This is a genomic window from Burkholderia sp. PAMC 26561 (genome assembly GCF_001557535.2).
GTDB lineage: Bacteria > Pseudomonadota > Gammaproteobacteria > Burkholderiales > Burkholderiaceae > Caballeronia.
Genome location: NZ_CP014311.1, coordinates 1 through 17,707 on the forward strand (window position 1 = coordinate 1; position 17,707 = coordinate 17,707).

Annotated in this window: 16 protein-coding genes; 8 read left to right on the top strand and 8 right to left on the bottom strand. The window is 54.2% G+C overall.

Annotation, left to right across the window (positions count from 1 at the left end; genetic code table 11):
• Nucleotides 1–320 precede the first annotated feature (320 nt).
• The 3 genes from AXG89_RS33465 to AXG89_RS33475 form a co-directional block, all read right to left on the bottom strand.
• Nucleotides 321–1,505: a FlhC family transcriptional regulator gene (locus tag AXG89_RS33465; RefSeq protein WP_062174919.1), complete on the bottom strand. Its 1,185-nt coding sequence runs from the start codon at nucleotides 1,503–1,505 to the stop codon at nucleotides 321–323.
• Nucleotides 1,506–1,577: 72 nt separating this feature from the next.
• Nucleotides 1,578–2,846, bottom strand: a complete 1,269-nt coding sequence (locus tag AXG89_RS33470; protein WP_062174920.1) for a hypothetical protein — start codon at nucleotides 2,844–2,846, stop codon at nucleotides 1,578–1,580.
• A 213-nt stretch (nucleotides 2,847–3,059) separates the two neighbouring features.
• The gene (locus AXG89_RS33475) at nucleotides 3,060–3,773 is read right to left on the bottom strand and encodes a nuclease-related domain-containing protein (RefSeq protein ID WP_062174921.1); all 714 of its coding nucleotides are present in this window, start codon (nucleotides 3,771–3,773) and stop codon (nucleotides 3,060–3,062) included.
• 540 nt (nucleotides 3,774–4,313) lie between these two features.
• On the opposite strand from AXG89_RS33475, the gene AXG89_RS33480 reads away from it, so the two are divergent.
• The 4 genes from AXG89_RS33480 (at nucleotide 4,314) to ssb (ending at nucleotide 6,522) form a co-directional block, all read left to right on the top strand.
• The gene (locus AXG89_RS33480; RefSeq protein WP_062174922.1) at nucleotides 4,314–4,631 is read left to right on the top strand and encodes a hypothetical protein; all 318 of its coding nucleotides are present in this window, start codon (nucleotides 4,314–4,316) and stop codon (nucleotides 4,629–4,631) included.
• A 106-nt stretch (nucleotides 4,632–4,737) separates the two neighbouring features.
• Nucleotides 4,738–5,169: a hypothetical protein gene (locus tag AXG89_RS33485; RefSeq protein WP_062174923.1), complete on the top strand. Its 432-nt coding sequence runs from the start codon at nucleotides 4,738–4,740 to the stop codon at nucleotides 5,167–5,169.
• 162 nt (nucleotides 5,170–5,331) lie between these two features.
• On the top strand, nucleotides 5,332–5,991 hold the full coding sequence (locus AXG89_RS33490) for a hypothetical protein (protein ID WP_236873614.1): 660 nt from the start codon (nucleotides 5,332–5,334) through the stop codon (nucleotides 5,989–5,991).
• A 12-nt stretch (nucleotides 5,992–6,003) separates the two neighbouring features.
• Nucleotides 6,004–6,522, top strand: a complete 519-nt coding sequence (gene ssb, locus AXG89_RS33495) for a single-stranded DNA-binding protein (RefSeq protein ID WP_062174925.1) — start codon at nucleotides 6,004–6,006, stop codon at nucleotides 6,520–6,522.
• 555 nt (nucleotides 6,523–7,077) lie between these two features.
• On the opposite strand, the gene AXG89_RS33500 is transcribed toward ssb, so the two are convergent.
• Nucleotides 7,078–8,115, bottom strand: a complete 1,038-nt coding sequence (locus tag AXG89_RS33500; RefSeq protein ID WP_062174926.1) for a hypothetical protein — start codon at nucleotides 8,113–8,115, stop codon at nucleotides 7,078–7,080.
• A gap of 111 nt (nucleotides 8,116–8,226) precedes the next feature.
• On the opposite strand from AXG89_RS33500, the gene AXG89_RS33505 reads away from it, so the two are divergent.
• The 3 genes from AXG89_RS33505 (at nucleotide 8,227) to AXG89_RS33515 (ending at nucleotide 11,527) form a co-directional block, all read left to right on the top strand.
• Entirely contained in the window at nucleotides 8,227–9,561 is a 1,335-nt protein-coding gene (locus AXG89_RS33505; protein ID WP_062174927.1) for a serine hydrolase, read from the top strand.
• Nucleotides 9,562–10,104: 543 nt separating this feature from the next.
• Complete coding sequence (locus AXG89_RS33510; protein ID WP_062174928.1) at nucleotides 10,105–11,199, top strand: DUF7146 domain-containing protein; 1,095 nt, start codon at nucleotides 10,105–10,107, stop codon at nucleotides 11,197–11,199.
• A gap of 103 nt (nucleotides 11,200–11,302) precedes the next feature.
• Entirely contained in the window at nucleotides 11,303–11,527 is a 225-nt protein-coding gene (locus AXG89_RS33515; protein ID WP_062174929.1) for a hypothetical protein, read from the top strand.
• A 296-nt stretch (nucleotides 11,528–11,823) separates the two neighbouring features.
• On the opposite strand, the gene AXG89_RS42580 is transcribed toward AXG89_RS33515, so the two are convergent.
• The 3 genes from AXG89_RS42580 to AXG89_RS33525 all read right to left on the bottom strand — a co-directional run bounded on the left by AXG89_RS42580 (nucleotide 11,824) and on the right by AXG89_RS33525 (nucleotide 13,458).
• A complete protein-coding gene (locus AXG89_RS42580) occupies nucleotides 11,824–11,976 on the bottom strand; it encodes a hypothetical protein (protein WP_162916197.1) in 153 nt (50 codons plus the stop codon).
• Nucleotides 11,977–12,103: 127 nt separating this feature from the next.
• A complete protein-coding gene (locus AXG89_RS33520) occupies nucleotides 12,104–12,442 on the bottom strand; it encodes a hypothetical protein (RefSeq protein WP_062174930.1) in 339 nt (112 codons plus the stop codon).
• Nucleotides 12,439–13,458 carry a PRTRC system protein D gene (locus AXG89_RS33525; RefSeq protein ID WP_062174931.1) on the bottom strand — a complete coding sequence of 340 codons (1,020 nt, stop codon included), beginning with the start codon at nucleotides 13,456–13,458 and terminating at the stop codon, nucleotides 12,439–12,441. Before AXG89_RS33525 ends, AXG89_RS33520 begins: the two co-directional genes overlap by 4 nt.
• A gap of 1,338 nt (nucleotides 13,459–14,796) precedes the next feature.
• Between AXG89_RS33525 and AXG89_RS33530 the strand changes: the two genes are divergently transcribed.
• On the top strand, nucleotides 14,797–15,942 hold the full coding sequence (locus tag AXG89_RS33530; protein WP_062174932.1) for an integrase domain-containing protein: 1,146 nt from the start codon (nucleotides 14,797–14,799) through the stop codon (nucleotides 15,940–15,942).
• Between the two features lie 551 nt (nucleotides 15,943–16,493).
• Here AXG89_RS33530 and AXG89_RS33535 read toward each other — a convergent pair.
• The gene (locus AXG89_RS33535) at nucleotides 16,494–17,408 is read right to left on the bottom strand and encodes a competence protein CoiA family protein (protein WP_162916198.1); all 915 of its coding nucleotides are present in this window, start codon (nucleotides 17,406–17,408) and stop codon (nucleotides 16,494–16,496) included.
• Between the last annotated feature and the right edge of the window lie 299 nt (nucleotides 17,409–17,707).

The window sequence follows — 17,707 nt, forward strand, 5'->3', positions numbered from 1 at the left end:
AGGCCTGGGGCGCGGCTGCCCGCGAAGCCCGATAAAATCGTTCATAACAACTGAATCGGGCGTCGCCTCGGCCATCAAGCCAAGATGCGGCGCTGTCCCTGAACAGGTAGGCAAAGTCGTGCATCGCTAATGGGCAACATCCGAGTTGAACTCAATCGCGCCGATGACCTCGCTAATGCAACGGCCATCGGCTTCGGAATGAAACTGGCCTGTGATCAGATCCCGCCAACCGAACTGGGCGCGACCGTCTTTCGTGAAGATGATCAGTCCTGCTTCGACGGACCATTCGTGGGCCTTGCAAACCGCTCCATCGAAATGCCTCAAAGTTTCACCTTTCGTTTGCTAGATTGTCCCTTTGAGGTCAACAGAAGAGCGCATCCGGGGCATGCAAAATTCTGTTCCAACTCAATTTTTCCTTCGCCATTGGAAAGGATGTAATGCGTCCCGCAAGAGCGGCACGGCGCCATTCGCAGCAGCGAGTCCCTGGCCATCCTGCGGGTGAGATGGTTACCTCGATCTGGCGAGATTACCGAATTTTTGCCGAACATTTTTGCCATCAGGTCGTTGGACGCAATGAGTGCCTCCGGGATGTTTCCGTCACTGGCCAAAGCGCTTCGATACAGCCATGTGTACACCGTTGCCTGAAGGCGACGGACGCCTTGGTCGACGTACCACGTAAGCGAGCTCGCATTGTTGCCAGATGGTGACTTAACCCCGTGGTACTCCTTGTAGATGAGTCGTGCTTTGCCCTGGTTGAGGTCAAACAAATTGGTCGCGGTCGATGCACGGCAGCCTTGTTGCATCATTGAGCGCGCATAGAATTCCTTCAGTGCGCGATCAATTCTCAGACTGGTCCATATTGCTTGGTAGGGTAAATCGCCGGCGCGAACCGGTGCAGTTTGCATGATGTAATGCGCAACGGATTCTTCGGTTAGTCCGTTCGAGCTGTATTCGTCCCAAAAGCTCTTCGTGTTGAAGCGCCACCGAAAAAGAGGAAATTTGATTGGCGATATTGCGGTTTCAAGTTGGCCGATTGGCATGCTCTTTAAGTACGCCGCAAGCTCAAAGGAGATGCCGAGCAAGGGCACTGCAACTAAGCTCATGTGCAATACATCTTTGAGCAACTGCAGGTAGTCTTTGTTGTAGTGGAAGATATCGCGGGCTGTGACTCTGTCCACGAGCGGCATCTCAGCGGAAAGCTGATTGACTTTCGCTGAGGGTGTCGGCCCTTCGATAATCGACTTCCAATCGCGAGAATCATCCAGTACAGGGGCAAGCGCGACAAATGGCATGTTCATCAACGTCGCCATCGGCGAGGCCTGCTTTCGAAACTCCATCATCTCCGGCATCGTAACGGCAAGCACGTTTTTTAAGGCGTCGTGATCCGCAAGCGCAATCTGCATGAAATCAGTGAGCGCATAATTTGTTCGCTGAATCTTCTCGATTAGCCAATGCGGAATTATTGTGTTCGTCGGTTGTCGTGTGATGGAGCTGGACGTGTTCATTTTTGAATTTAGTGTCGTGTTTTCGATGCGGTGCTGGTCTGTACACCGCTCGTCATTACAAAAGGTATGGCGTTACAGCCCGATCGCTCCGTCGAGTTCTGACAAACATTTCCGAAGCATTGCGGCTAGTGCCTGAAGCGAGGGCGTGTATCGCGCCGGATCTTTAGAAGCTTGGACGACAAGCTGTGCTGTAGAGAACTTCGCTACGAAGGGCTCCCAGACGGAGACCAGTTCGTTAAGCGTGGTTTGCACCGCATTTTCGGCTTCGATTGCAGCCCGGCTTGCAGCGACGTCCGCTTGCAATTCGGCAAGTTCCTTTTCGGCTTGAGCCTTCAACGCCTCGGCTTTTTTGAGATCTGCCATACGGGTTTCGTAGGCTTCGCTGAGAGTTGTGAAGCCCTCCGGGACCGCATCAACGGTTTTGGTTTGGACTTCCACTACGGGCTTAGCGTTTTTAAGGGCGTTTAGTTCGAATAATGCCTTCTCGAGTTCCTTTGCTTTGTCCTGGTAGTCCTTCTGCAGTTGTCCCAACCCCGACGTACGCTCCTTCACAAAATCACTCTGTGTTTGAAGCTGATTTTCTTTCTCTCGAAGCGCGCGGCTCAGATCAGCAACTTGGCGTTTCAAGTGCTTTGAGTCAGCTTCGGCTCCCCGCAACTGGTCTTTGCTGTCTTCGAGCAAACCGTGGACATTTTCCAGCTCTTTTTCTTTGTCCTCGAGAGTCTCTTCTTGTTTGCGTAGAAAATTAAGCAGCTCTTGTACATCGTCCTGAGTCATCTTCGGATTCGCAAGCTTGTGCCGCATAACCGTGCTGATTTGATCGTCGGTGACATCATGCGCGGACAAAATGTTTAGCTCGCCGATGTTAAACAGCTGCACTGCCTCGTTATCGTCCCCAAATTTTTGGAAGCAACGCATGTATTTACGAGCAGCGTGCTTGGTAAGCTGCAGCGACTCTTTAAAATACTTGTAGGCTTGGGTTTTGCCTTGGTTAATGTTGTAAGTTGAGACGCCGACTTTTGCTGTGTGGTCATCCACGATTAGCATCATCGAGTTTGCAAGGCTTCCGCCCAACAAGACCAGTTCACCAGCAATCTTTTTCCGCGACGCCGTCACCGAGAGCATGTATTCGGTGAGACGAGCAACAAGTTCTTCGTTCTCGGGTTTGGTGCCGAACAGTTTGCGACCTACCTCCGTTATCGTTTCTCGCGTGGCAGACGAGTAGTCACTGCCACTGAGAAAATCAAAATCTTCAAGGGGGTCAAGACCTTCTGGCTCGAGAAGGCTGAATGGTGCGAGACTTGTGGTCGTCTTTTTCACGGACAAGTTACTGAGCTGCATTGTCGACTCCAATGGTTTCGATAGGCCCCTAAGTCTGGTGAAGTCAGATTAGGCTGTACACGATTTTGGTCAGCGCCGAAAGACGCTTTTTTTACCCCCTCTTTCGCACGAAGGGGCACAAAAAGGGCTCGTGGATTTGAAATCATTCGTTATTAACGGTAGTTTTTGATGAAAATTAAGGGTTATAAGTAGGTTCTTACCGAACTAGTCCTCTTAAATACTTCGTGACACGGCTGATTGATTTTGATAGATCCTTCGCTTGTGGGCGATGGCAGCGTCTGGCGCGGTATCCTCGAACTTTCGAATTGCTTTCGCAGCCATGGCGATATCAATTAACGCGCCGTTGCCATGGTGGCGCTGATTGCGAAGCCAGAAAGGCAACTCATCAATACAAATCAGATCTGTATCAAGCGTTGCCGAGAATTGACATTCGGGAGATGCAAATACGCCCACGCCTTGAATGTTCCATTCACGGGGTAACACGGATCGCAGGAAGGCCAGCTTGGTACGATTCTGTGCAGTTGGCGATTTTCGTTCTTCCGTTTTGCCATCGGTCGTCGTTCGAACCAATAAGTCGGGATTTGACGACGGCTCAATCACCCCACTCCAGTTTTTGGTCTCGAAGATAAAAATGCCGAAAGGTGTGACAGCAAGATGGTCGATTTCAATAGTGGGGAAACGCGTGCCAGGGGCATGCTCGATGATGAGCGAGCCTTCGTGGAGATAGTAGTCCGTTCCGCAACACCACCCGAGCGCTTCAGTCAGCTTGGCTTGCGTGCGCTTTTCTCCTAGCAATCCAGACGCTTGCGCACGCTCAGTCGCTGGTGCCCACCACGATGCGTTGCCCGCCTTATTGGCATGTGGCCGTTTTACAAATTGCCGGTATCCATATATAGCAGCCCCTGCGATCAACATTTCGAAGAACATCGTCTTCCTCAAGCTCTGGTTTGGTTGAAACGAGTTTGGCAGCTTCGTGGCATTGTCAAGACGTCGCGTAGCACGCCACCAGGGTAGGTTACGCCGATTCATCAGAGGATTGGATCGGAAAGACGGATGATTTTGAGCGCCTTTCTGTGAAAGAGGGCGTTGCAGCATCGCGTTTCGAGCTCATTCAGTAATCATCGATGGCCGATCACTGGGTCGCACACCTTGGCGTGTGTTTCGAATTCCAATTTCGTCGATTCAAAAGCCACTATAAATTTGCGAGCTTTCCATCGGCCATACCGGTCGCGCTCGCGTAAAGTCGGTTGCATACCTCGCGTTCTCTACGCATCGACTTCTGCTCCGGGCGACTCCGTCCTTCGAGCCATATTCCCTTTTTCCGGTGAGCGTTTCCGTGATGGCTTGTCACGAGCCCTGACGAAAGCGTCTCTCCGCGCGCCCGTTTTCCCTGCTCATCCGAGCATCGAAACCGTCCGGACTTCGGTCTGGCCATCCCCTAGTGCGTTAGTTTTTCTGGAGAGAAAAATGCCGAAACAGTTGGTTTATATGGCGGCCAAGTCGCCCTTGGTCTTTTTGGCCGTGTGCTTCGCGCTGTGGTTTGCGGCGCATTCGTTTTTCGCCGCCATTTTCGTTGTTTTCGTTGGTACCGCCTGGGTTAAGAAGTCGATCTCAGCGGCTCTGAAGTCCGATCCAAACGCCAACGAATCGAGAGAAGCACCAGCAACGGCCACTGCTGCACCCATTGCGGCAGTCGAGCCTCAAGCGCAACCGGCAACACCGATTAAGCGGCAGTACGCAAAATCGGCCGTTGTCGTTCCATTTAAGACGGGCACCGACAGCTAGTCGCCACGCCTTCACCGCAAAGCCGCCAACCGGCGGCTTTGCAACTTCACCCCTACGGGAATCCTCCCGTCTGGGGCATGGGATTCCCGCTCACTGGAGCACTCTCATGCAAAACGAAGTTACAGCATGGCAACTCGACATGTTCGGCGGACCCTCTGCTATCGTTCCTGCTACTGTCAAGCGTGATCCGCTTCCGGACCCGCAATACTGGACCAATAGCGTGATTGACAAGATGGTTGACGCTCTCGTGAGTCTTGCGACAGACAGTCGGCGCGGTGACAACATGCCGGAATCGCTGATGGACTGCTGCACGCTCTTTAGCGAACGACTTAGAAACAGAAAGAAGTTCGACACCGATGACTACCGAGCGACACTCGGCTGGGTAATGGGTTTTTGGGATGGCGCGTTGCCATACCGATACGTCTGCTCGATCAACGGGATCGATCCGGAAATCTTGCAAGACATCATCACGAGCAACCCATTGCTCAAGCGCGACATGGAAGAAGTGCGGTGCGAGTGCTTCGGCACGCTCTTATAAGGAGGCACCATGACGTCAATCATGTTCGGCAGAATTTTCGAAGGCATTTTTGCTTCGAGTCCATCCGCTAATCCGCCTGCTTCACAACGGCCGGCGTCAGCCGCGTCAAACGCACCCTCGGCACCGATCGTCGTCGGCACGGGCACGTCCAATGAGCGCCAAGTGACAATCGCTGGGGAGCCGGCGCTGTTTCGCGATGAAGGCGATGTGGTCGTTCAGTTCAAGCCGGCCTTTGATTACGACCTTCGAGAAACAACAGTCGGTATGAAGCTGATTCCCGCTCTCACACCGCATTGGGCATTGGTACGCGAGTTTTCCTGCTCGGTTACCGAGGCGATCGCGACTGCAATCAAGGACGCCGTCGGCTCGATTGATCGTGAGCATCACGACTCTCAGGAGCGTCCGAGCAAAGGCTCCCAGCGCTTTTCGGCAAAAGCGGAAGTGGTCGTTGACAACCTGGTTCCACATGTTGAGGACGTTTCGTCGAAAGCCGTGCAACCGCGACGCGTCGAGCGGTCCCGCTTTGGCGTGATCAAGGAATGGGGCGAAAAGACCTTTCCAGATGGCAAGCGGCCTGGAAAGACGTACGAGTCGTTCTGTTTAACGCTCACTCACCGAGGCGAAGTCCATGTTCTTCAAGGCGAAGGGCTTCGCGACGCGATCGCCGACGCACGATGCACAACGGGCGATTCAGTCGAGGTGAAGCGTCTCGGCAAGATCAAGGTGCCGGCAGTCGATAAACACGGTCGGCCAAAGCTTGATGCACAAGGCGCGCAAGTCCTATGGGACAAGTGGCAATGGTCAATTCGAAAAAAATCTTAAGGAGTTTCTCTTATGGCTTCAGTCAACAAGGTGATTCTCGTCGGTAACCTCGGCGCGGACCCCGAAACACGTTATCTCCCAAGTGGAGACGCAGTGTCGAACATTCGACTCGCTACAACAGATCGCTACAAGGACAAGACATCCGGCGAGATGAAGGAAGCGACCGAATGGCATCGGGTCACGTTTTTTGGCCGTTTGGCTGAAATCGTGAACGAGTATTTGAAGAAAGGTTCATCGGTGTATATCGAAGGCAGAATCCGTACGCGCAAGTACACGGATCAAGCCGGTGTTGAGAAGTACGCAACGGAGATCGTTGCCGAGCAGATGCAAATGCTTGGCGGGCGTTCTTCGGGTGAGCGGGGCGACTCGAATCGCGACGGCTTTGAGTCGCAGAATCGCTCAGCGCCGGCGAGCAGGCCAGCTTCTTCGAGACCTGCGCCTAATCGACAACCGGCATCTCAGGCATCTGCTCCGGCAAGTTTTGGCGGCGGTGGTGGCTTCGCGGACATGGACGATGACATCCCCTTCTGACTTCCCGTAACCAAAAAGTGTAAACATCAACCCCGCCTTTGTGCGGGGTTTTCCTTTTTCTATCTACGTTTCACGGCCTGCGAATATCCGCAACATTTGCCGTAGAGGTACCGCGGCAACCGCTGGTTTTCTGTTGGTAACACTTACCGTCAACGGATTGGCTTCGGATAGTGCATGGGCGGGCATTCGCAGGGTTCTGGCTCGGAAAAACTGTAAAGATCGTCTACTTTGGATTCAGGCATTGGCAGACATCTATGAATGCTCGATTCTACGTAGTGACGGTGCTGCACCCCGGAGTTGTGAGCCCATCGGTTGCAACGGCTGCTGCAGATCTGCCATTCAGACTCTCTCGACAATCCGTCGAAAACGCCCTATCGCCGACGTACTTCCTGATCGTACTGATCATGGTACTTTGGGCGTGCGGCGAGGGGAGTTGCTCAAGCTACGGGTTTCGAATTGCCACCTGTCCCGAGCGATCCCAAAGCTTCAAGACTACGGAAGAGCATTTTTTGTTGGACCGGGTTCGACGACGCACACCTCATCTTATCGAGCGCTTTAACTTTCGGCCGTGAGCTTGCAATTTCGGTCGATATAAATCAATGCCGGCATTACTTTTACGTAATCTTTTTCGGTCCATTCAACTACCGGTAATCTGTCGTTTCCAACTTGGTTGATCCAATCCGGTCGCCCCAGATCGTCCGGGACTCTAAATACCAGCGCCTGTTCGCGTTCGTCGCTGCGAAACACAATTTTTTTCGTGTTGTCTGTCTTACTTCCGGTGCATGCAGACTCAGGAAGCAGATCTATGTCTGCTGCGACCCGCGCTACAGCGGCTCTGACGGGTTGGTCATTGAAGGCAAGGACGGATGCGGCGGATGATGAAATTGCCGCGGATACGACCATTAGGGAAGCGTTGAAAACTGCAACCCAACCTCGAGATCGGGATACCTCGTTGCCGGGCACCGAACCGCCAAAAATTCGATCAAATCCAAGGAACATACAGATCGCGAAGAGTTCAACGGCCACCATAAAGAAAGCCATGGCCACAGACACATGCCCGAACGACCGCAAGAAAATACCGGTACTGGTAGCCGAGGGCAGTTTATCGGAAACAGCCCCGAAGTCCCGGGCTAGGTCAACCTGTGTCCTTGCGCGGCCGAACCAGATCGCGATCAACACCAGCAGGCCCCAAAGCCACTGACAGCCTGGGCATTTAACTAGTGATGAATCTGTCGCACTCAAGACCTTGAAATTGAAGAAGAGCGACGCCCCGACTCCAAGGAAGGAGACTAAAAACGACCACTGAATGGCGTCTTCGACCGTGACTGCTTGATGCCACTTGCTCGTCAGTAAGATTTGTATTGTCGTTGTTGCCGCAACTCCAACAGTAAGTCCCCCGGAAGCTGCGCCGTTCGTGAGCTTACGCAGGAGCGTTACGGCTTTCTCCTTTGCATTTACAGTGTTTGACCATCGCTTTATCCCAGATAAAAAAAACCAAGAAGTGGTGATCGGAATTGCAATTGTAAGGACAGCGCTTGCGAAAATTTTTAATATGATGGACATCAGATTGGAAACCTCAACAGGAAAAAACATAAATCACCATTGCTTTGTTACCTGCGTCCTCCTCCCGAACACAATAAAACATTCCCTTCTCAAGATTTTGGCGCTAGAGAATCATTCGTTCGCATACGTGACGAGGGCAGCATGCTAAAAACCGACGCTTCCGCACAGTCCCAACCGTCGCATTTCCCAAGCGACGAGTACGTTATTTCTATCCTAGCGGAGCGAGTGGATTTGCGGGAGCAAAGTGTCGGCCTTGTGGTTGGGATGATTGAAGGCAACAAGCGACGTATCCTGAGTTACGGCCGACACAGCGTCGATGACTTCCGTGTTCCCAACGGCGACTCCGTGTTTGAGATTGGCTCGATCACCAAAGTTTATACAAGCTTGCTACTCGCCGATATGGTGAGGAAAGGAGAAGCAAGATTAGACGAACCAGTTGAGGACCTGCTCCCATCCGGCGTCGTCGTACCGCAACGCAACGGGCAGAAAATCACCCTGCAGCATTTAGCTATGCATTTGTCGGGCCTTCCAAGAATGCCAGACAACTTCAATAGCGAGGGCCCAGACCCTTTTCGGAACTACACTGCTGAAGCGCTGTACCAGTTCCTTGCCAGTCATGAGCTCACACGTGATATCGACACCGAACATGAATATTCAAATCTCGGCGCGGGGCTTTTGGGACATGCCTTGGCATGTCGTGCTGGTAGAGATTATGAAAGCCTGCTTCGGGAGCGCGTAATCATACCGTTGGGGTTAAACAGCACATCAATTGCGCCGTCCGGTTCGATGGGTGGCCGTCTGGTCCCCGGACACGATGCTGAGATGAAGGCTGTTCCTGGTTGGAACCTCGGTCCGTCAGTGTTAGCGGGCGCCGGTGCCTTGCGCTCTACGGTAAACGACCAACTGACTCTGATCGAGACGATTTTTGGAGAACGCAAGTCAAATCTTGACGATGCGGTTCAAGACACGCTGATCTATCGACGGCGTATTGCTGATAACGATGTTGTGCTCGGATGGGGATCCCAAACGGTTGGCAACGATCAGATGTTCGGCCACGATGGCGGGACAGCGGGCTATCGCTCTATGCTTCTGTTTTTCCGTCGAGCGCGGGTCGGCGTGGTGTTGCTGTCCAATGCTGCTGCTGAGGTGGGCGACATCGCACATCATCTTTTAGATCCGAGTAAGCCGCTTACCAAGGCAAGACTAGTCGTTTCAATCGATCCGACCATCTTGAACTCATACGCTGGCCGTTATGAATTGCGATCGGATTTCGTGATCACCATAGTCGCACGGGAGCATCATTTAGTCGCGCAGGCTACTGGTCAAAGCCCATTCGACCTCTTCCCGGAGGACGATCAAAACTTCTTTGCAAGATTCGACGTTCAAATCACTTTCAACTTAAGCGCAGACGGCGTTGTCCATTCAATGACATTGCATCAGCATCGAAAGGATTTTGAGTTGCAGAAGCTTGGATGAATTCGCGGGAGGTTGTGAATCGCCGGCAATGGTGATTAAAAGACGGTATGAAATCGAAGCCATTTGACGGCTCGAATGAATGACCTGCAACTAGACTAGCCATACACCCGCGCTTCAGCGCATCGACGAAGGCCACAGATGCCCAAGTTGACAATTCTAAGCCGCCCGCCCCACCGATCCGCTGCTGCTTTTGGCGCAACGGTCAATGTTTGCAAGGAAACAAGATAGAACCGTTCGCGCCGCTTTATGCGCGAGCTGCTTGGTCCTTGATCTGATCCCGAAAAGCCTCACTGCTGCTCCTGTAAAGCCTCACCTATCGTTGTTCTGGTCCATCCCTCGCGGGATGGGCTGGATCACGACCTATCTCAGTCGTCGCAACTCGACTAGCTAGCGCGCACGCCGCACATCCTTTTCCCTAATCTGCTTTGCTGAAAAAAGCCGTTCGCCGAGCTCGACCGCTCGCACTCGGACGGCTTTTTTGAGCACGGTTTTTACCGCCTGTTCAGGCATCGACCCTCAACCACACCAATCCTGGAGTGACCAATGAATGTAAAGGACATCAAGCTGTCCCCGGAACAGTGGCTTGCGTTGCTCCAGCGGTATGGAGTTCCGGCAAGCTCGCTGAACGGGAAGGGCGCACCCTGTCCCATCTGTGGCGGTACCGACCGCTTCACCTATGACAACAAGCGTGGCCGCGGTGATTGGGTATGCCGCAAGTGCAACGGCGGCGATCGGATGGCTGGTGATGGTTACCAGTTGATTTGTCGATCCGCCGGACTGTCGTTTCGAGAACTGATGGTTGAGCTCGAGGGTGGCACATTGGCGGAATCCCAGCGGCAGGCCAAGCGCATGCCGACGTCACCAGCGCCGAGCCAAAAGCGAAAGGTTGACCCTGCCTGGGCCCAGAAGCATCTCGATTCGATGTGGGAGCGTGCAGTCCGCATCGGTTTCGACAGTGCGGCCGCACGTTATCTACATTCGCGCGTTCCCGGATTGACCGTTGCGCCGTCACCGGCGCTTCGAATGGGGATGCTCGAGTACCGGCACGAGAAAAAGGTGCTTGGCCAATGGCCGGGGATCCTGGCTCGCTTCACCTTGCCGGATAGTCAGCTTGGAACGTTGCATCGAACGTTTCTTGACCGATCCAAGGCTGCGAAGGCCACCGTCGTGACTAACGATGGCGAGATTCTGGCGCCGAAGTTAAATGACGTGACACTGCGCCGACTCAACGGCGGCGCAGTCCGGCTGATGGATCCTGTTGACGGAGAGATCGGTGTAGCCGAAGGGATGGAAACTGCTTACGCGGCGCACATGCTATTCGGCGTGCCTGTGTGGTTCTGTCTCAATCGGGTTCTGCTGGCGGACTTTGTCGTGCCCGACGGACTGGGCATTCGCGTAGTTCACGTCTTCGCCGATTTTGATGCCGTTGACCCACGGACCAGGAAGTCTCCAGGCGTCGACGCTGCATTGAAGCTGGCCAAGCGACTGAGGGCTGAAGGATTCACTGCGATCGTTCATCGACCGAAGAAGCGCGAAACCGATTTTGCGGACGAGTGGGCAGCATCACGAACGACGGTTTCACCGTTGATCGCGGTGCGTCCCGATGTGCAGACCCAGCATCACGGGTTAAGCATTTAGTTTTTTTCGGCGTTAGCGGCTGCATCATTTTATTTACCACCCGGTGGGGATTCGTCCCTACCGGGCCGACATCCGCCCGGGTATTTCCAACTGGGAGAAAGTCATGAGTTTTTGCGTGAAGGTCGGTCGGTTTGAGATAGTTGCAACATCAGGCCGGGAAAACGGTTCATTGCCCGTCAGTAAGTCTGAAGCGGAAGAGTTCGATGTGTTCGAGCGCAAGCGGGCAGGTAGCGTGCAGCGCGCCCAACAGGGGCTCAATTTTGAAACGGCTGTGACGTACTGCGTCCAGCGAGTGGCGGGTGCAAAGGGAGAAATTCTTCTGCACTAGCGATAACGAAAAACCCGGCCAGTGTGCCGGGTTTTTTTTCGCCTATACGGTTTGGATTGGTCTTCTAGATGCGAAGAAAGACCGCCACGAACAGCATCATCGCGAAGAGCAATTTGATGAAAAGCAGTGTCGGTTTGAACATGCCAAACAGCAACCACGCAGCGATAAAACACCCTCCAGCAATCGAGTTCCAAAAGGGCGTCGACGGGCACACGCTCAAATTGCAAAGAAACAAGACAAGGCAAAGGACACCGAGGATACCCCTCTGGTAGACACGCTCAAGGCTCAAAAATCGATTAAGCATCGCTGTTCCCCTTGGCTGCCTTCATTTTGATGCCGCGCCACAGCAGAACCGCAGCTTCCAGCAGTGCTACGCCCGCCAAGACGAGAAGCCAGAAGCGCACCGCGCGGGTCCAATCGAGTTGCATGAGGGTATCGACTATGGTCATTGAGTTGCTCCTTCGTGTTGGCGGCTTGCCTTGTTGCGTTAGCCGATGACTTATATTGACAGTTCGGTAGGGTAGTCAAGTCGTTACAAAACCGATCGATGCTGGCACTGCATATTGACGATTGCTGCTAAAAATTTGCGAACTGGTCTGCGATTTCATCTACCAGGAACGCCGGCGTTTCTGCGACGGTCGCGGCAGCTGGCGAGTGCGCTTGGTCTAAGGCTGTTGCCATGTTCACAGCGGGCGTTATCTCGTTTGTTTCTCGCAATGGGCTTTCCCACGTGACATGATCAGCCGTCGCAGTGCCAGTCACCGTCACGGTATTCCTCGCGCGCACGGCCGCGCTCGCGATCGACCGGAATGCTCCCGCGCGCAGGCGCGCATTGTCGAACTGAGAGAGGTAGGCGAAAAGATCGGGGTCTATCGCTTCGTTGAGGGTGATTTTCACCAGCATCTTGCCGTTCATGCGAGTGCTCCCGCCGGTTTGCGCTCCCGGATAAGCGCTGCTTCACCAATAATAAGGAAGCCTTTCACGTTGGCATAGCAGGGTGCTGCAAGGACGTCGAGCGGGACACGCTGGAACGCAGCTTGAATCGCCGGCTCATAAAGTGCAGCGCCGCCGCCTGTCAAGACGATCGACCGCAGATCCGCGGTACGACCAACGCGGTTCTGCATCTCCTTGACGGTCGCAAGGATGACCGCTTGTGACTGTTTAACAAGCGGCGCCAGTTCAATGTCTTTGCCATAGAAAAGAAACGGTTTGTTTTCGCGTAAGCACTTGTCGATCCGTTCGATGTCGCTCACGGTGTCGCCCTCGTTACTTGAGATGAGGGAGGCGATGCGCTGATAGATCTGAGACGCCCCGCCCGGCGCTCCGCCGCTTCGGCGGTCGTTCATCGTGAAGCCATTCGCTACTACCCAATCGGTCGTGAAATAGCCAACATCGATAACAAGGTGCGCGTTCTCGCGATCGAAGCGACTGCCGCCGTATTCGGAAAAAGAAACTAGGGAGCCGAGTGGCTGCGGGATAACCTTGACGGCACCGATGCGCACCGGCCCATGGCCGAAGTCATGAGTTCCAGTAAATGCCGTTTTGAGTTCGCTCGAATGCCGGGTGATCGTATGCACTGGCAAGCCAAGAACGAGAAGTTCGACATCATCGACCCCAGCGAAATGCAGCGAGCCACCAAGCAGCGCAGCGTAATTGGGCGTCAAGCAAAAGTCTTCTGACAACGTCCGTCCGGCGTTGCCATATGCAGATGAGATGTCCACACCTGGGCCAACTTCGTATGCCGTCCCGCCGACCCTGATTGGAGCAACCTTGCGCGATGCGACGATGCCTTGGCCGTATGCCGAGACGGCGTCGTCCACCGCGATCGGTGTGAGCGACGGAAACATTTGCGTCGCTATGTCAGACCCCATTCGGAATGCGCTTTTTGTGTTTCCGTAGCCGACGTCGATTGCGAATACTGATGACTTCATGCTCTCTCCAGAGTAGGGGTTAGTTGCCGCAGCTGCTGGGCCACTTATTGGGCACTTAAGTGCCCAAAGGAAAGGTTAGACAACCACTTGGGCACTTATTGGGCCAAAATGTGGCCCAACGGTTTGATCCGCACTTGGGGTTTGCCAAGCTTGGCCTCTTAAGTGCCCAAAATGTGGCCCAAGCAATTACGGTGATCTAACTTTAACGGCCTGCGCAGCATGTCAAGGATCGAAAAGCTAACTACATTTACCTACCTTTTGAAGCCGCCTATTCATCAAGGTCCGGTTATTCTCCTTTTCATACCCCGCGCGTTCTGCGCATCGACCTCCAAGTTTGACCATCGAGGGCCTCGCTTTGCCTAGCGAAAAGCTCTTCTGTCCTGGCTCCAAGTTGTTGGGGCTTTTTTCTGATTCGAATCAAGTACACAGTGGTCAAAGTTGAGGACCACTGGACAGCGATATCCATTAGGTTTGCGGGCAGTTCGGCCCCTGTAAGTGAGTTGAGACACTGTGTATGCGGACACCTCGGACATTTTCCGGGTTCGCATCGACAGCACTCAAGCTCACATGGACACATCCTTTCAGCATACGAAGCTGGGCGCGTTACGCGAAGTCCGACACACGGCGACTGAGTGAACGTGCTTGGGGATGGGGGCATCGGCAATCCAGGTAACGGATTGGCTGAACCCTGTACGGAAGACGAACGGTAGGCGCAGCCGGAGAAAGAAATGCGCAAAAAGTATTACCGAGCAAATGGCCAAGGTGTGTGCGGAGCGCGAGCAACGCGTGAGCACGCAAACGACGCAGAAAGGCGTCTAGGCCGGCGCGGTAGCCGCAGCAGCCGCCTAGCCGGGTCGCGGAGCGAAATGCTCTGCTTACCTGACCAGCGATGCAGCACGCCGTACCGAGCGACAGTGATCCCGCAACGCGGGGCCGGTTCGATAGGGCGGGTGCAGCAACTTCGCGGGCGATCTTCACGCGGGAGCGTGATGGATTGGCAGCAGGCAGCAGGACAGTCGAACACGTTTCTTCCACGTGTTGGGTTGATCGAATGGAATCGCTAAAGAACAGGAAGGTAAGACCCGGCGGGGTACGCAACGCGCAGCGCGATACAGATACGACGGGGATAGGCTCCAGTCGATTCTCGCGAAGCGCACCGAGGCAGAGAGCGTGACGGCCGCCGAGCAATGGGTGGTTGGGCTGAGATCAACAACGGACGATAGGTTTTGGGGAGGGCGCTTTATGCAGATCAGCAATCGTAAGGGCAGGAGGTTTTCGGCGCGTTGGCTGATCGCGTCGGCCGTGCTCGGCGCGTCAGTACGGACGGAGGCCTAATCGATGTCGGCCATTTTGAATGTATCCGCAATCCTGAAGAGCTATCGCTTTCCGCCCGATTTCCGCGGTGCGTTTGAGCGATTGTTCCTCGATAACGTGAATCGAGTCCATAGCCGCACGCGGATCAGTGCAAAGGCGCTTTCGATCAAGACGCAGGAGTACCGCATGCGAAAGCTGTGCCGTTCGTTCGAGGAACTTCGCGAGAACGGCTACGCGCTTCAAAGTCCGTATTCGCTTAAAGGCAAACACATTCAAGCGCTTGTCGATTTGTGGGTTAAGGACGGCCAATCGGGCGGGACAATAGAAAACAAGCTCACGTATTTTCGAGCGCTCGCCGAGTGGATGGGTAAATCCGGCCTGGTCGGCGCGCTGTCGGATTATGCGGACAGAAAAGCGCTCGGGCTCGTCAGGTCCTATGTCGCGCTGTGCGACAAATCCTGGGAAGGAAACGGGGTAGATGCGGTAGCCAAAATCGAGGAAATTGCTTTGACAAACGTCAACGTTGCTATGCAGTTGAAGTTGCAGGCCACATTCGGTTTGCGAGTTGAAGAAAGCTTCATGCTCCGCCCTACTGAGGCCATTCGCGACGCGGCCTTCTTGGCGGTCGTTCGCGGAACAAAGGGCGGCAGAGCCCGAGAGGTGCCGTTGGAATTTAAGTTTGCCGTCCTCGAAGAAGCTGCGCGAGTGACGAATCCCTATACGGGTTCAATGATGCCGCATGGCAGGACGATGGCGCAGTGGAGGAATCACTACTACTACGTTCTCCAATGTCACGGAGTGACAGAAGATGGGATCGGCGTAACCAGTCACGGCCTGCGGCACCAATATCTTCAACAGTTGTATGAGCGCCTGACGAGTGTTCCTGCGCCGATCAAGGGCGCGCTCGAGCGCGTTGACCGGGAGACGCATCGTGCAGCTATTCAACGTGTTGTGGAAGCTGCGGGACACAGTCGCGCAACGAAGGCAAACGCCTATCTATCAACTCATCGGATACAGGCGGCAGCGCAGGTGCCAAAGGTCTCGCTCGAACAAGCGACGGCGGCGCTCATCACGACAGGCGGGAACAAGAGTCACGCGGCGGCTGCCTTGGGAATCTCCCGGCAGGCGCTTTATCGGGTATTGGCCGGAACGGACTGGTCCGGCTCGTAGTGACATTTGGCAGTTATGCAAGCGCCGACCATTGACCTTTGTTGAGCGTCAGGCGGGGCGACAGGTTGCGAGTGTTTATAAACGACAGCGGAGCTGCGTTTGCGACTGTTACATCAACAAATAGGATTCGAAAATCGAGGTTGTACTCGTTTTGTGAGATCCGCTTTAGATCGAACTGCTGCGATCGGAATTTTTGGTCGCTCGCCGTTTTGGCGCGGAGTTGGTTCGTTTTTGGTTCGTTTGTAACACCCCCGGGGTCCGAAATATTAGTCGCGTATTTTCAAACACTTAGAAGGTTTCGACTCTTTGGGAGGGGCTATACGCCGTATAAGGGGGCGAAAAAAGCCGCCTGGACCGCCCCTACGGCAATTGATAGGGCGTATCAACTTGTCTGGTGCAATGGAAAGTGAGATCCGTGCTAGATAAGTGAAAACGACGTGATTGTCAGCGATCCAAATATGGGAGAGTTTATTGGCCGGTGTTGGCCTGGCCGAACGCGGAAATACTTGTTGAACAGGGGACCACCTGTTGACGCTATGTCGGTTTTCACCTCAATTATTCTCCGTGTGCTCAGCCTGCAGCGTCGACGCTGTCGTGTTCCTGATGAAATCGAGCAACAGATTGAAGTACGCGCCGGGGTCGCTGCCAGCGTCTTCCTCGTTCCACCTGTCGACATACCCCGAGGCCTTCGCGTCGAGTTTCACCCGCGGCAAAGTGCTTGTCTTGTAGATCCTCCATAGCCGTTGAAATTTTTCGATCACTGCCCGGTCCGCTTCAGCTTTGAGCGATTCTGCGTGGAGCCGAGCTGACTCTGCGGCTGTCTTTTTTGCAAGCCTAGCCCTTTTCAACGCTTCCCAATACAGCGATGTATTTTTTGCATGTTCCAACGCTTGCAGGTGCGCGAGTCGATATTGCATTGGCTCACGGAGGTTGTGCAGCCAGACTCGGCTCGAAAACGACTCCCGTACAAAGGCTCGGAGGTTGGGCCAATCAACGTCGCGAGGGATACGCCACGCCTCGAGCTCCAAAGCGGATAGCCCAATTCGTGCAATTTTCGCGCGCTTGTCATCGTCAACTCGATGCGTGACAGCTACCTCAATGATTAGGTCTCGCCCTGAGACCAAGACGACGGCGTCCGCAACGATGTCCGCAATTCGCTCTTCCAGGCGCGGAGAGTTATAAGAAACACGACGCTCCTCCAGCACTGTTCGCGAGCTTTTTGTATGCCCGTTATAAGCCGCTGTCGCCTCTACTACCAGTTCTGGTACCGCGATTACGTCGCCGTCCGCGATGACCTGTTTGATGGCACGGTGCAGCGCCGTCTCTGCAGCAGTCGCGCAGCTTCCAGAAACGTCGTGAGCGAAGTGAAATACGTTGTGCGCTCCCTTCTTTGCGACAACTGCGCGATCGCAGGCCGCGCAAGAGCACCTGCATGCGCGGCCACGATCAACCTCTGAAACGTGCACGATTCTCCCATCGCGGTCGACTGCGAATCTCGCCTCGAGCCCAAATCTTTGTGGTGGAGTGTTCAACGTATTTATTTCAGCCCGCCTTCGTCATTTGTCATAGGGCCGAGATTAGTCGTTCAATGGACCATATTTCACTTCCCGTGGCGCGCGAAACAACTTGTGGCGCTACAGGGCTAGCCAGTCAAGCCAGGGGCTGGTCATGGCGTGGTAGCTCATGATCAAACCAAGTAGAACTGCGGCCGTGAGTTCGACTTTCAGCGAAGCGCGATATCGATATGCTGCGCAAAGGTACTCGA